We start from the raw sequence: 14,156 nt of genomic DNA on the forward strand, positions 1-14,156 counted from the left end.
ACCCATAACGTTTATTGACGTTTATAATTTCGCGGAATATTGAATGGAAAGCTTAATTGTTCGTTAAAGTCAAATTGCTTGAACTGCAACTCGATCTCCAGCTTTGACTTTTCAGACACTACAATCTTCCGGTATTTAGAGAAATTGATGCCATTTTTGGTCTCATAATCGCCATACGTGATATCACAAGTACGCGCCCGTATTACGTCTACATCGTCCAGTTTGCTGTGTTGGGGCACATAATCGTTCTTATAAACCGTCAACAGGTGCTTAAACAAAGACCCTACACTCATCAGTGAAATGGTCTTTTCTTCATTCTTGTACGATACAATATTGCTGTCCAGGTAAATGGGGTTGCCCATCAGCAAGTCCTGCAGTTCATTAAAAGAAAAAGGGATCTTGGTAACTTCCTGGATATACTCGATGGACCTTAATTGCACCATCTTATCCAATTTATTCAACACTTTAACACTATCTTTTGTTACCATCGCCCTCAAGGCTTCTCCTAAAATCGAGTTGATACTGATCCAGATAATGCTATCCTTTTGTAAGCGAACATTGGCTGTAAAGTCGAGTTTCTTCCCATCAGATCCTTTATAATCCACTTTCACTTTGCCCCCATCGAGCGGAAATGGTTAATACGGTTGCCTTGAACCGCCAGGAAAACCTGCTGTATGTATTTCGTAGAATCAATCTTTCTGTCCACCTCAGGCACCACCACTACTACCGTAGTGTCCTTTTTGGTGATGGCCGTCTGGATCTTCCTGGCCGACCGACAGCTACTGATACTTATGCTGCTAATCAGAATACCAATTGCCAATAACCATTGAAAATATGTCATAATATATAATAATATATAATTCAGGAGCCATAATACCCAATCATCAGGACTTGCCCGTATGGCCAAAACCTCCTTCATTGCGGGAGGTAGCAGCAATACGCGCAACAGGCTCCCAGGCTACCTGACCAACGCTGTGTACCACCATTTGGGCAATGCGGTCGCCATGTTGGATCGTTTGCGTTTCCTGCGAAAGGTTGATAAGGATCACCTTCACCTCTCCCCTATAATCAGCATCAATAGTGCCAGGAGAATTAAGACAGGTAAGTCCCTGTTTAATAGCAAGGCCGCTGCGGGGCCGCACCTGTGCTTCATACCCATCGGGCAGTTCAATAAACAAGCCTGTGGGAATTAATGTACGTTCAAGCGATTTTAATACCACCGGTGCTTCCAGATTAGCACGCAGGTCCATACCGGCCGACCCTGCCGTACTGTATTCTGGTAAAGGATTGGATGATTGATTGATGATCTTTACTTGAATTTTTGACATGGCGCAAAGTTAAAAGGTTTCTTGTTTCGGACTTCAGTCTTTCTAACTTCCAGCGTAGTCCGAAAGTCAGTAAAGTCCGGGAGTCGGCAAGTAATACAGTAGTCGTATGTTTTCTTCAGGTCTTTCTATCTTCCGGTCTTGCGGGCTTCAGGATGATCCAGCCTCAGTGCCTTTCGGACTTTCCGTCTTTACTGACTTCCGGTCTTACGGACTTCCGGACTTCCGGACTTCCGGACTTACGGACTTACGGACTTACGGACTTTCCGTCTTTACTGACTTCCGGACTTCTCCAACAACACATTGGCATAAGCCACCAAGCCTTCTTCCCGGCCCACAAATCCCATTTGTTCAGTAGTAGTGGCCTTTACAGAAACATCGTCTTCAGTGATCTCAAGGATAGCTGCAATCACTTGGCGCATTTCACCCGAATGTTTTTTGATCTTAGGCGCTTCCAGGCAAATCGAGCTATCAACATTTACTACGCGGTAATTCCTGGCCTTGATCAGTGCGTAGGTATGCTTTAACAATATTTTACTATCAATGTCTTTAAAAGCAGGATCCGTATTGGGAAAATGAATGCCAATATCGCCTAAAGCCAAGGCCCCCAGCATCGCATCACAAATGGCATGCAACAATACATCTGCATCAGAGTGCCCCAAGGCACCTTTATGATGGGGAATATTAACACCGCCAATCCATAATTGCCTGCCTTCTACCATTTGGTGAAAATCTATCCCAAAACCTATACGATACATGAATGTGTTAATTTGAAAATGTGATAATTTGAAAATGGTTCTATATTACATACTACCCATAGATAGTGCTGCAAACAAAACCAATTTCCATACAATAAAAAAGCGCCCCGGTTACCGGAGCGCTTCAAATATATTCAAATAATATTTGACACCATTAATTACCCGAAGAACCAGCATCATCCAGGTCGAATACCAGGCCGAAGCGAAGGGTATTAGACAATGGATTCCTGTTTACTCCTGAACCGGAAGGAACAAGATAAGAGAAGTTCAAACCAAACACATTGTACTTAAGGCCTAAACCCACCGTAAAATACTTGCGGTTACCCTTGTTCTTATCTTCATAAAAATAACCCGCACGTACAAAGAATTGGTCATTATAACCATATTCAGCACCTACTGAAACCTGGAACTCCCTTAATTCTTCACTAAAACCACCGGGTGCATCGCCAAAAGAGCTGAACCAGCTACCTACTACGCCCTTATCCCTGTATTTCACTACCAAAGCAGAATCAGTAGGAATATCACCGGTAAATTTAGGAGGTGTAGGCACCAATAGTTTATGAAGGTCAAGACCGAATTGGATCTTGTTGTTCTCATCAATAGCCGCAGTGTAAGTTGTTCCCACACTCAGATTAGCAGGTATATAATCCCTTTGTTGAGCATCATTCGTATAGCCAACTTTACCACCCAGGTTACTCAATACAGCACCGAAAGCCCAGCCATTACCCGACTCGCGCACGCCATTATAGTAGAACGACAGGTCACCAGCCACTGTACTACCAGCTTTATAAGCAGTACCCGTAGAAGGAGCGCCCGCAGCCAGGTTTGAATTGATATAACGAAGCGCTATACCAAGCCCGATCTTATCTGATAGCTTACGGGAATAACCAACATCCACTCCAAATTCACGTGGTCGGCCATCTCCCCAATAATCACCATTAGGATTGGTAAACTGGATATTACCAAGACTGAAATACCTCACAGAGGCACTAAGCGCCTGCAAGTCATCCAGTTTATAGTAACCAGCCAATGCAAGCAGGTACACATCATTCAATCCCAGGTCTTTCAGCCAGGGCGTGTAGGTTAAACCAACACTGAAATTTTTCTGTGCAAATGGAACCTTAGCCAGGTTCCAGAAAGCCGAATTGGCATCTGCAGAAGTAGCTACACCCAGGTCACCCATCCCGCCGGCACGCGCATCCGGAGAGATCCGTAGAAATGGCACGGCCGTGGTGACCACATTAATAGAATCAGTTTGAGCAGTCAATGAATTCAACCCCGCTATTAGAAATAAAGCAGCAGTCAGTTTAAAGGTCTTTAGTTTCATACTTGGTAATTTGTCTTTGTTTTAAGGAATTCCGCCGACAGCAAATGCGATCAAATAAATAATAATTAAAACAAAAAAGAATCAGGTTCGGATTAAGTTAGTTTTGGCAAGATGGCCTTGCTGAGGCGAATAAAACTTTCAGAGTAGAATATCAAATCAATAGGCGGTTGAAATATGAGGGCCAAAAATACAAATACTAATTACAATATAAACAATTTTTCTAGTTTTTGAGCGGTTTTACCGTCCATTGTTTGTACCCGTAACCGGTAAATGTATACTCCGCGACCGATTTTACTTCCATATTCATCACGCCCATCCCATTCCACCTCACTCGAACGGTTGCCAGCGGAAAATATTGTACGCCGTATGCCCTTTACAAGCTTTCCGGTTACGGTAAATACCTGAATATCCACGTACAACTCCTCACCCGGCCGGTTATGCTCAAACCAGAAATTGGTACGCGTCGTGAACGGATTCGGATAGTTCAATACATGCTCCAGCACCAGCTCCTGCTGATTAAGAACCCTGAATTCCAAGGTTATTTCGCTCGAATTATTGGCAGCATCCCACGCCTTAATAGTCAGCGTATGAGCCCCTTCCGACAGCCCAGGCAACTGAAACCGTACCACCCCTTCTGGAAATTATCCAGCTCACTTTCATAAAACCCATTCAGTATAAATGTTTGCTGCTGATTATGATCCAGTATCGCTACCAGGTCATGACCAATGCCAGTACCCATAATATTAATACCAGATGAGTCGGCCAATTTAACCAGTAAGATCGGTCTGTCATTACTGATACTTCCATTAATAAATTTCTCATCATTCAGATAAGCCTTGATCTGTGGGCCTTCCCGGTCGGAAGTACTATCGCCTGACCCTCCTACAATAATATGAGTAAAAGCACCATTCCCATCGACCTGGCCATTATCCGCATAATAACTGATCTTACCAGCACCAAATTGATAATTAATATCCTTGGGCACCACAAAACGAAACGTAAAAAGTCCATTACCCACTTTCGCCTTGCCCTTGAAAAGTATATTTTTTTGTACTTGAAAAGCCACCGGTTGACTACCAGGATCATTCCCAAGCGTATTGGAGGTTTGAGATTTATCAAATACCACCACATTCAGCGTTCCATTAAAATTATTTAATACCTGGCCTGCAGCATCAGCAACATGACCACTAATACTATATTCTGCAAGCGCTTTAAGCGTATCCGGTGTTGAGTTGACAGCCACTCCATTGATACCCGTTGTTTGTACCGAGTGAAGTGGGTAGGCCAATGTCATAGCAGGGTCCCCCAACAAGGTAAACTTACGGTTATTGATCACATCACCCGAAAAGGTATACGTCGTGTTTTTAGCCCTGCGGACCGCCTCCCCCAGCGACAAATAATGCCCGTTAGGCTGCTTCAATAAAGCAGCTTCCAGGTAATTCTTATTCATGACCCGGTTGCTGAAAGCAAATACCAGCCGCGTGGTCGTCATCAGCGCTATAGCCCCTGATTTTTCCCGTAATAAAAGGTTTTCTCCTATAGAGCTGATAAGCGGATTATCATAAGGCGCTACATCACACGTGGCAGTAATAAACAGGGGCAGTTTATCGGCATTATTAAAAGTATTAATTATGTCCTGGTCCAGCACTACTTCTTCCGCCAGCCGGCGGTAGCCTCCATGCCCATTATAATTCCAGATCAGCGTACCATTGAAAAGTTGGTTACTGATAGCCAGGTTCACCTCCGGATAGCGGCTTCCGCCAGCGCCGCTTTCCTGCCGAAAGCCATCAAGATAGGTCTTGCCAATATTAAAAACCGGCGCCACCGAATGAGCCGATTGAGTAATGATCTCAGCATCCTGCAAGTGCAGGTTATTATCTTCATCATCAGCCACAAAATTGAGCTCATTGCGCCAGGCGCCCAGACTTTTGGGTTCGTGGTAACCTATTATTTTATCTACAATCGACTGCCCTTCCCTTTCAAAGCGGGCAGGAATACGTCCAATGCCAATATCAAGCAAATAGGTGCCCGTACCGTTCATATCATCTCCATCATCCAGCAAACCATAAAAATCATCCGAAGTGTACGTAGCCAAAGGGTCCAGCGACGCCCGGCTTTCCCAGGCCGGCACCAGGTTCGTATTGTTCGTGATCCTTGTCTTGTAATCAAAAGAGCCATCGCCAAAAAGCAATAAATATTTGGCCCGTTTGGTCGTATCAGCCCCAGCCCGGTCATGATACATTTTTACAAAATCACGTATGGCAGCCGGATCCGGCGTACCCGATGAAAACTCATTGAAAACCTGCTCCGTAGTAACAACCTTTGTCCGCAGATGATCGTGCTGTTCATGAAATTGCGCCAGGCGCTGAGCCTGCGCCAGTAAAGAGCTATGCGTTATAACGATCAGGTCCGTCACCGCCGGCCCGTGCAGGTCCTGGTTCACTACCCTGCCCAGCCCAGTGGGTACTAATAAACCCGTGGTACTAAAGGCAATATATTCCCGCAACTGCCCGCAATCATTAATAAAACGCAGATCAGCTCCATCAGGAATAACCTGCATACCAACAGGCATAAGCGGGTTCGAAATATCCCATACCCGCGTAGCAGCCGTTCCATTCCTCACAATAAAATTGCCCACATTACCAGCGCCTACACTGTTCCAGTCACGAAACAACAATTGATTAACCCCGCTCATCGACAAATTGCGCCTTAAAAACACCTCAAACCAGTCAAGCCACCCCTGCCCATTGGCACTTCCAGGCGTGAAATCAAACCGTACAACCAGCTCATTCTGTGCAGCCCCAAAAGTTCCTGACAACTCAATGCTACGGGCAAATTGATCATAAGGCCCCGTCGCCACCGGGGGATATCCATCGCCAATACAACCTCGTTATTAACCGATACATTAAAGCGGCTACCCGTTCCGAATGAACGGGCCAGGCAACTGATGTTGAGCAGGCCAGGGCCGGTTACTGCCGAAGGCACCGGAACCCTATAGCTGCGCGTCTTCACCTTGCCGGGACCATCGGCAAAATCCTCTCCAAACCATTGACGGCCACTGCTTAACAAATTAACAGTATCCAGTTCATAAAAATACCTGTCCGAAAAACTGCTAATCATAGTATTGGGAACCAGCACAACAGGGGGCGTAAGTACCCGCTTGCCCGTACCGCCTATACTGAGATAATAGAAAGATTGTTCACTGTACACATTCTTTTCATGACTAAAACGCCTGTTCACAGGATCCGCCACCCAACGATGCGGCCCTGGCGCATAAAAAGCAGGAAATCATTACCATTGAGCACCCCATCACCCCCATCTTCCACCCAAATGGCGTTTTCTGTCAGGTCGTCAATAATGACACCGCTATTATTTTCGGGGAGCATCTGCCCGCCATTACCCCATAATCGCAGGGAGCCTGACGGCAGGGAGGCCGTGTTGATCCCCAGCGATGACAGGAAAGGAAGATCTATTTTGTAGATCCCAGCACCTGATACAGCTATTTTGTACCAATTACCAACCGCTAAGACAGATTGACTCGTATATGCTCTTTGACCGGATGCAGACAATGCCCCGGAAAACAGGGTAATCAGCAATAGCAAGGGGATAATACAACTACGGCCCATCCCTTCAAAAATAGCTCATTTTAAAGGTAATAAGTGTTACAGAAAAAGCTTGTTTACTTGAAAGTAGCTATATTCGCCATTCCGCTGTCCCTGTGGATAAACAGCCTGAAAAACTGTACAATATTTGCTTTGAAAGCACGTTTAAACTAATTGAACCAAAGGCAAAAGTTATCAAAATGAATCTGAAAAACCTATTTATCCTGCTCTCCTGTACTGCGGCAGTGTCTTCCTGCAAAAACGGGGGCCTTTTCGGCAAAAAGCAGGAAAAATCCGACGTTACGGGTTGGAACTACAATGACAAGAATATGGGCGGCTACCAGGTATCCCGCGAAAAAGAACAACGTACAGGCCCCGGCCTCGTATTTGTTCAGGGTGGTACCTTCCAGATGGGCGCTGTAGAAGAAGATGTAATGGGCGATTGGAACAATATTCCTAGCCGTAAAACAGTCAATTCATTTTACATTGACCGCACCGAAGTAGCCAATATTCACTATCGTGAATATTTGTACTGGATCAACAATGTCTTTGATGCAGATGAATACAAAGCCGTCCGCGAAGGAGCACTACCCGATACCCTGGTATGGCGTAGTGAACTGGGTTATAACGAACCCATGGTAGAATACTATTTCCGCCACCCTTCTTATAACTATTACCCTGTTGTAGGCGTAACCTGGAGACAAGCACACGATTTCTGCCTTTGGCGTAGCGACAGGGTCAACGAAAAAGCCCTGTTGGATAAAGGATTTGTCAACAAAAACAGCTTCAAGAATATTTCCGGACAAGGTGCCGAGTCCTTCAATACCAAAGCGTATTTGTTAGGACTTACTACACCTACTCCGGGCAACAATGTTCGTTCCAAAAAGAACCCATTGAAGAACCCGAATGGTACACCACGTACTACTGTAACTTTTGAAGATGGTATCCTGTTACCTTCTTACCGCCTGCCTACTGAAGCAGAATGGGAATATGCAGCATTGGCCCTCGTTGGTCAAAACCCATCCCCAGTAAGAAAGAAGGCAAACGGGGTGAAGAGTTGATCACCAACAAACAAGTATATTCCTGGAGCCAGAATGTAAATGGCTTGCGTGATAACCGCCGTGGAGCCTGGCAAGGTACTTTCCTGGCCAACTTCAAACGCGGTAATGGTGATAACATGGGTGTGGCCGGTGGCTTGAACGACCGCGCCGTTTATACAGCCCCTGTATCATCTTTCTTCCCCAATTCTTTTGGTTTGTACAACATGGCCGGCAACGTGAACGAGTGGGTAGAAGACGTTTATCGTCCTTTATCTTCCGTTGACCAGGATGACGTAGCCCCTTTCCGTGGTAACTATTTCCAGAACGACGCCAAGAACAAAGATGGCGAGTTTGAGAAAGACAGCCTCGGTCGTGTAAAAAGAGTATACGTTACCGATGAAGAAAGCAAGGCCCGCCGCAACTATCAAAAGGTAATGTGATCAACTACCTCGATGGTGACTCACTCGTAAGTGGTGTTACTTATGGTAGCACTGATATAAGCGAGAACCTGAAAAATGGCGGACGTGGTTATGGCTTCACTACCCTCATCAGCGATAAATCTCGGGTGATTAAGGGTGGTAGCTGGAACGATCGTCCTTACTATTTGTCTCCCGGTACACGCCGCTTCCTGGAAGAAGATCAAGGTAGCAGCACCGTTGGTTTCCGTTGTGCTATGGACCGCGTAGGTAGCCCCGAAGGTAACGGCCGTAAAACCGGTATCGACTACCCTCAAAGAAGACAGAATACAAGAAAGAGATAATCTTCCAACCATATTCATTAAGGAGCCATTCGATAATATCGGATGGCTTTTTTATTAGAGGTGACACCTTTCGCTTGCGCCGCAGACGAAAGGTGTCACCTCTGTGAAACGAAAACTGTAGGGTTTCCTATATTTGCCTTATGACCATCGAACAACTGTACACCATATTCCAACAATACCCATCTGTACAAACCGACACCCGGGCTCTAAAGGAGGGTGACCTGTTCTTTGCCCTGAAAGGACCCAACTTCAACGCCAACCAGTTTGCCGAAAAAGCACTGGCCGCCGGCGCCCCTTATGCAGTTGTAGATGAAGCCCCCGCAGTACCCAATGATAGGATCATTGTTGTAAAAGATACCCTCGACACCTTGCAGCAATTAGCGAAACACCATCGCCGGCAATTCAACATACCTGTTATAGCCATTACCGGCAGCAACGGCAAAACCACTACCAAAGAACTGGTGCATGCCGTATTGTCCACCACCTATAAAACCTACACAACCCAGGACAATCTGAATAACCATATTGGTGTGCCACTTACCATACTGCGGATACAAAAAGATGCTGAAATGGCTGTTATTGAAATGGGCGCCAATCACCAGCAGGAGATCGCCAGTTATTGTGCTTATACCTTACCCACACACGGCATCATCACCAATGCTGGCAAAGCCCATTTAGAAGGTTTTGGTGGCGAGGAAGGCGTACGCAAAGGCAAAGGAGAATTGTATGATTACTTACGCACACATGAAGGAACAGCTTTTGTAATGTGGGATTACCATTACCTGCAAACCATGAGTAAAGGAATTCCTACCATCATTAAATACGGAACAATAGAAGCCGATGTTACAGGCCAGCTTTTCCAAAGCGAACCTTTCCTTTCAGTAGCCATTCATGCCACAAACCCCTTTACTATCCAAACCCAACTGGTTGGTGCTTACAATTTGCCCAACGTATTGGTAGCTGTTACAATAGGAAAACAATTCAATATAGAGGATAACCTGATCAAAAGGCCATTGAAAATTATTCCCCTTCCAACAGTCGCTCACAATTGATGGAAAAGGGCGACAATAAATTTATCTTGGATGCCTACAATGCCAATCCCAGTAGTATGAGGGCTGCTATTGAAAACTTTGCCGCTATTCAAGCCCCTCATAAAGTTTTGATGCTGGGGGCCATGGCCGAGCTGGGTCCCGAAAGCCTGCAGGAGCACCAGCAGATCGTTTCACTCATTCAACAATATCCCTGGCAAGCCGTCGTGCTGGTAGGTGGCGACTTCAAAAAATTGATCACCCTTTATTAAGAAAGAAAACGCCCGGCAGGCAGGAGAATGGTTTAGCCAACAGGCATTCCACAATACCTTCTTCCTCATCAAAGGCTCCCGCAGCATGCAAATGGAAAAAGTATTGAACGAAGCAGGAGCTACCAGCCATTAAAGCCTAAGCTATTGGCAACGCCGTCAGGTTGTATTCTAAGACCGTCAACCGTCTTGTCGAAGGTGGGCCACCCTGCCGCGCTGCTTTGTCGGGCTGCAGGGTGACTCACCTTTCATCTAAAGGAGCATTTCGACCTTCCAACCTTGCAGAAGGTGGGCCACCCTGCCGCGCTGTTTTGCCGGGCTGCAGGGTGACTCACCTTTCATCTAAAGGAGCCTATCGAAAATGTTCTCGACAGCATTTATCCTGCTAGCTCATCCGTTCAAAGTTTGAAACGAGGTGTAACTGTGAAAGCTGTTCCATCAATTGTAGTTTAACAACTTCTTTCTCCTGGAGTAAGTTCGTTCGCCAGGTTCTCAAGGGTATTTTTTCACCTTCGGGCAAAGTCCCTATTATATCTTCCGACAGGAATGAACTGGCAATACAAAGGTCATTGAAGTCGCCCAGCATCGCTGCCGTATCATTTAATCTTTTCTCACTCCGCCAGGCTATTACAGGAAAGGATAAGCCCCAGTCACTATCAAAAATTCGGATATTATAAATGATATCCTTCAATTGCTTGCGTATCGTATGTAGCTCCTTATCCTTTTCCAAAGCCAGTAAAATAACTTGTATGGCCCCTACTTTCCGGTGTATGAATTTGCGAATGGCCGCATCTTCCAAAGCAGCTGGCAACTCCTGAGTAATACTGTCAATAGCTTTCCCTGCTTTGAATTTTTCAATTGCTGTCACCAATGTTTCCTTCGCTTTGAACAAACGTTGCTGCAGGTCTTGCGTATAACCAGTAAAAATTGATTTTCTTGTTCAGCTTTCCCTATTACCAATGGCAGGAATAATTGCAGGTCGCGCACATGGCCCGCAGATTGGTAGACCATTTTAATAGCAGGAGAAATCGTAAGGTGGCGGGCTTCAGCATCCATCTGGAGCATTCGTATAAATGCCCTTAATTTTTTGTACTCCACCCGTAACTCATGGATCGTTTCCGTTTCAAAAGATCCAGGTAACTGATTGCTATATCGTTTGATACGACCCCCATGTTTTTTGATCACCTCCGCCAGGTAGGCCCGCTTCATACTGCAAGTTTCACATAAGATACGAAATTTACAGCTAGTCCCGGGGCTAACACCTATCGAGCGCCTGCAAAATATCCTGGATGATATCATCAGCATGCTCCAACCCCGTGGAGATCCTAATGAGTCCCGGTGTAATATTTACTGCCAGCCGCTCATCTGCAGTGAGTTTTGCATGCGTCGTGCTGGCAGGATGAGAAGCAATACTGCGCGTATCACCTAGATTGGCCGTCAGGGATAGCATTTGCAGGGCATCCAGGAAACGACGCCCACTTTCCAACCCACCTTTCAATTCAAAACAAACCACCCCGCCCCCATTTTTCATCTGTTTGATAGCAATCGCATGTTGGGGGTGACTGGACAGGAAAGGATATTTAAGCCAGGACACTTTGGGGTGCCCCTCCACCGCATTCGCCAGTTTCAGTGCATTGGCACTATGGCGCTCCATACGTACATCCAGCGTCTCCAGGCTCTTGCTCAATAACCAGGCATTGAAGGGTGATAAAGAAGGTCCCGTACTGCGGCAAAACAAGTAAATATCCTTAATAAGGTCAGCCCGCCCGGCAACTACCCCACCCAATACACGCCCCTGCCCATCCATCCACTTCGTAGCAGAGTGGATCACCAGGTCGGCTCCCAGGTCAATCGGACGTTGTCCGATAGGTGTGGCAAAACAATTGTCTACATTCAGGATAATATTATGCTTTTTAGCCAATGCAGCGATCATTTCCAGGTCAATAATATCCAGCCCTGGATTCGTAGGCGTTTCAATATAGATCATCCGCGTATTCGGCTGTATCGCAGCCTCCCACGCAGCTGCATCCGCAGCAGCACTTACATAAGTAGATTCAATACCGTATTTAGGAAGAAACTTCGTGATCACCGTATGCGTGCTCCCAAAAATAGCATTACAGGAAAGCAGGTGATCTCCTTCTTCATCAAAGCCATAAAAGAGCCAAAGATGGCGCTCATGCCAGAGGCAGTGGCATAACCGGCTTCCGCCCCTTCTAAAGCGCAAACCTTGTCTACCAGTTCTTTTACATTGGGATTTGTAAAACGGCTATAAATATTATCATCCGTTTCATCGGCAAATGCCGCACGCATATCTTCGGCTGTATCAAAGCAAAAACTACTGGTCAAAAATAAAGGTGTTGAATGCTCCATTTCAGGAGTGCGGTCTGTTTGCGTACGGATCGCTTTTGTAATCGGATGTTGTGACATGATCTACGTTGATGATTTCTTTATTACTTACTGAATTGTATATTTCACAGTAGCTGGTCTTACGACCTCCGTCTTCTCTATGCTGTCTCTTGTATTTCGCCACTAGCCTTCTTCTGTAAGCTGAATTCCCACTTACCATTCCCCACTAGCCTTCCCTCCAAAGGCTGCTCGCTCGTAGCTCGAAGCTCACAGCTCGTAGCTATTTTCCATTCACCTTCACTTCCCATTTCAAATTCCCACCGGCCCGGCGAAGGGTTTCCGCAACAGAACAATATTTATTTATCGATAGTTCACAGGCTTTTCTAGCCTTATCAGCATCAATATCCCCGTAAGCTCAAAAACGATCGTAATATCCTGCCAGATAGATGGTTCTTTACCCGGCTCACGCAATCCCTCTATTTTCATCGTAAAAGCATCTATCGTCTGCCGCTGTTTTTTAGAATGGACACAATATCAATCCCGCTGCAGCTACCCAACCCCATGAGTAACAACTGCATAGGCCGTACTCCAAAATTCTCTCCCCGATTCCGGGCTACTGTCCGTATGCACCACATGACCATAAGCGTCTTTTGCGGCAAATCCGTAGTCGCCTGCTACCCTTTCTAACTCAATTTTTATCATGGCAAAGATTTTTGCAAATGTAATTCATGCAGGCATTTACTTTGCACCCTGAATTAGCTTATCGGAAGAATGAAGTATTTCCAATATAATCAGCCCTTTCCCCTGGAAAACGGCCAAACATTACCTGAACTTACCATTGCCTATCATACCTATGGCACCCTGCGGGCAGATAGTAAAGTAGTGTGGATTTGCCATGCCTTGACCGCCAACTCCGAAGTGGCCGACTGGTGGCAGGGCGTTGTAGGCAAAGACTGCGTGATCAACCCAGACCAGTATTTCATCGTTTGCGCCAATATACTGGGCTCCTGTTATGGCACCACCGGGCCATTGAGCACCAATTCAATCACCAATCAGCCCTATTTTCACCAATTTCCCCTGGTTACTATCCGCGATATGGTAAAAGCCCATATTTTATTGCGCCAATACCTGGGCATCAACAATATTTACCTCCTCATGGGCGGCAGCATGGGCGGATACCAGGTACTTGAATGGAGCGTACAGGAAAAAGACCTGATCCAGCGTCTTTTTCTCCTCGCTACCTCCCCTACCGAAAGCGCCTGGGGTATTGCCATTCATGCCACCCAACGGCTGGCCATTGAAGCCGATAGCACCTGGCAGGATGCCTCCCCCAGGCAGGTCAGAAAGGCCTTAAAGCAGCCCGCGCCATTGGCATGCTTACCTACCGCAATTATGGCATCATGGTACAAAAACAAACCGACCCCGATTCCGAAAAACTCGACCATTACCGCGCAGCCTCCTATATCCATTACCAGGGCGATAAACTCGTCAAACGGTTCAACGCCTACAGCTATTGGACACTCACCAAAGCCATGGACACCCATCATTTGGGCCGGGGCCGCGGAGGCAATGTGGAACTGATCTTACAGGGCATCCACCAAAAACCCTGCTCATTGGCATCAGCAGCGATATTTTATGCCCCTCGAAGAACAAAGGCATATGCAAGCCCACTTGCCCAACGCCACCCTCGTAGAAATTGAT

At 46.2% G+C, this 14,156-nt stretch carries 17 protein-coding genes and 1 pseudogene; 6 read left to right on the forward strand and 12 right to left on the reverse strand.

What is annotated here, in order from left to right:
* Positions 1 to 11 precede the first annotated feature (11 nt).
* The 9 genes from lolB1 to RS881_RS52570 all read right to left on the reverse strand — a co-directional run bounded on the left by lolB1 (position 12) and on the right by RS881_RS52570 (position 7,036).
* Positions 12 to 611, reverse strand: coding sequence for a lipoprotein insertase outer membrane protein LolB1 (gene lolB1, locus RS881_RS52530; protein ID WP_315818109.1), 600 nt, complete (start codon positions 609 to 611; stop codon positions 12 to 14).
* Entirely contained in the window at positions 608 to 841 is a 234-nt protein-coding gene (locus RS881_RS52535; protein WP_315818110.1) for a hypothetical protein, read from the reverse strand. The genes lolB1 and RS881_RS52535 overlap by 4 nt, the downstream gene beginning before the upstream one ends.
* 43 nt (positions 842 to 884) lie before the next feature.
* Positions 885 to 1,328, reverse strand: coding sequence for a dUTP diphosphatase (gene dut / locus RS881_RS52540; RefSeq protein ID WP_315818111.1), 444 nt, complete (start codon positions 1,326 to 1,328; stop codon positions 885 to 887).
* 269 nt (positions 1,329 to 1,597) lie between these two features.
* Positions 1,598 to 2,083: a 2-C-methyl-D-erythritol 2,4-cyclodiphosphate synthase gene (gene ispF, locus RS881_RS52545; protein WP_315818112.1), complete on the reverse strand. Its 486-nt coding sequence runs from the start codon at positions 2,081 to 2,083 to the stop codon at positions 1,598 to 1,600.
* A 154-nt stretch (positions 2,084 to 2,237) separates the two neighbouring features.
* Positions 2,238 to 3,410 carry a type IX secretion system outer membrane channel protein PorV gene (porV, locus tag RS881_RS52550; protein ID WP_315818113.1) on the reverse strand — a complete coding sequence of 391 codons (1,173 nt, stop codon included), beginning with the start codon at positions 3,408 to 3,410 and terminating at the stop codon, positions 2,238 to 2,240.
* Positions 3,411 to 3,610: 200 nt separating this feature from the next.
* Positions 3,611 to 3,946: a T9SS type A sorting domain-containing protein gene (locus RS881_RS52555; RefSeq protein WP_315818114.1), complete on the reverse strand. Its 336-nt coding sequence runs from the start codon at positions 3,944 to 3,946 to the stop codon at positions 3,611 to 3,613.
* Between the two features lie 44 nt (positions 3,947 to 3,990).
* On the reverse strand, positions 3,991 to 6,228 hold the full coding sequence (gene porU, locus RS881_RS52560; RefSeq protein ID WP_315818115.1) for a type IX secretion system sortase PorU: 2,238 nt from the start codon (positions 6,226 to 6,228) through the stop codon (positions 3,991 to 3,993).
* Positions 6,120 to 6,662 (reverse strand): hypothetical protein, encoded by a 543-nt coding sequence (locus RS881_RS52565; protein WP_315818116.1) that lies wholly within the window; start codon positions 6,660 to 6,662, stop codon positions 6,120 to 6,122. Before RS881_RS52565 ends, porU begins: the two co-directional genes overlap by 109 nt.
* On the reverse strand, positions 6,647 to 7,036 hold the full coding sequence (locus RS881_RS52570) for a hypothetical protein (RefSeq protein ID WP_315818117.1): 390 nt from the start codon (positions 7,034 to 7,036) through the stop codon (positions 6,647 to 6,649). The genes RS881_RS52565 and RS881_RS52570 overlap by 16 nt, the downstream gene beginning before the upstream one ends.
* A 176-nt stretch (positions 7,037 to 7,212) precedes the next feature.
* Between RS881_RS52570 and RS881_RS52575 the strand changes: the two genes are divergently transcribed.
* From RS881_RS52575 to RS881_RS52595, 5 genes are all read left to right on the forward strand, one after another.
* Positions 7,213 to 8,073 carry an SUMF1/EgtB/PvdO family nonheme iron enzyme gene (locus tag RS881_RS52575; protein ID WP_315818118.1) on the forward strand — a complete coding sequence of 287 codons (861 nt, stop codon included), beginning with the start codon at positions 7,213 to 7,215 and terminating at the stop codon, positions 8,071 to 8,073.
* Complete coding sequence (locus tag RS881_RS52580) at positions 8,070 to 8,492, forward strand: SUMF1/EgtB/PvdO family nonheme iron enzyme (protein WP_315818119.1); 423 nt, start codon at positions 8,070 to 8,072, stop codon at positions 8,490 to 8,492. Before RS881_RS52575 ends, RS881_RS52580 begins: the two co-directional genes overlap by 4 nt.
* The gene (locus tag RS881_RS52585) at positions 8,489 to 8,812 is read left to right on the forward strand and encodes an SUMF1/EgtB/PvdO family nonheme iron enzyme (protein ID WP_315818120.1); all 324 of its coding nucleotides are present in this window, start codon (positions 8,489 to 8,491) and stop codon (positions 8,810 to 8,812) included. The genes RS881_RS52580 and RS881_RS52585 overlap by 4 nt, the downstream gene beginning before the upstream one ends.
* 140 nt (positions 8,813 to 8,952) lie before the next feature.
* On the forward strand, positions 8,953 to 9,864 hold the full coding sequence (locus RS881_RS52590) for a UDP-N-acetylmuramoyl-tripeptide--D-alanyl-D-alanine ligase (RefSeq protein ID WP_315818121.1): 912 nt from the start codon (positions 8,953 to 8,955) through the stop codon (positions 9,862 to 9,864).
* A gap of 26 nt (positions 9,865 to 9,890) precedes the next feature.
* Positions 9,891 to 10,112 carry a glutamate ligase domain-containing protein gene (locus tag RS881_RS52595; protein WP_315818122.1) on the forward strand — a complete coding sequence of 74 codons (222 nt, stop codon included), beginning with the start codon at positions 9,891 to 9,893 and terminating at the stop codon, positions 10,110 to 10,112.
* 382 nt (positions 10,113 to 10,494) lie between these two features.
* Here RS881_RS52595 and RS881_RS52600 read toward each other — a convergent pair whose 3' ends face one another.
* From RS881_RS52600 to RS881_RS52610, 3 genes and pseudogenes are all read right to left on the reverse strand, one after another.
* Complete coding sequence (locus RS881_RS52600; protein ID WP_315818123.1) at positions 10,495 to 10,977, reverse strand: CHAD domain-containing protein; 483 nt, start codon at positions 10,975 to 10,977, stop codon at positions 10,495 to 10,497.
* Positions 10,974 to 11,318 carry a CHAD domain-containing protein gene (locus tag RS881_RS52605; RefSeq protein ID WP_315818124.1) on the reverse strand — a complete coding sequence of 115 codons (345 nt, stop codon included), beginning with the start codon at positions 11,316 to 11,318 and terminating at the stop codon, positions 10,974 to 10,976. Before RS881_RS52605 ends, RS881_RS52600 begins: the two co-directional genes overlap by 4 nt.
* 46 nt (positions 11,319 to 11,364) lie before the next feature.
* A pseudogene (locus tag RS881_RS52610) lies at positions 11,365 to 12,536 on the reverse strand (trans-sulfuration enzyme family protein).
* 690 nt (positions 12,537 to 13,226) lie between these two features.
* Between RS881_RS52610 and RS881_RS52620 the strand changes: the two are divergent.
* A complete protein-coding gene (locus tag RS881_RS52620) occupies positions 13,227 to 14,036 on the forward strand; it encodes an alpha/beta fold hydrolase (protein WP_315818127.1) in 810 nt (269 codons plus the stop codon).
* Positions 14,037 to 14,156: the final 120 nt, after the last annotated feature.

Source organism: Paraflavitalea speifideaquila, from assembly GCF_032395985.1.
GTDB classification, from domain to species: Bacteria; Bacteroidota; Bacteroidia; order Chitinophagales; family Chitinophagaceae; genus Paraflavitalea; species Paraflavitalea speifideaquila.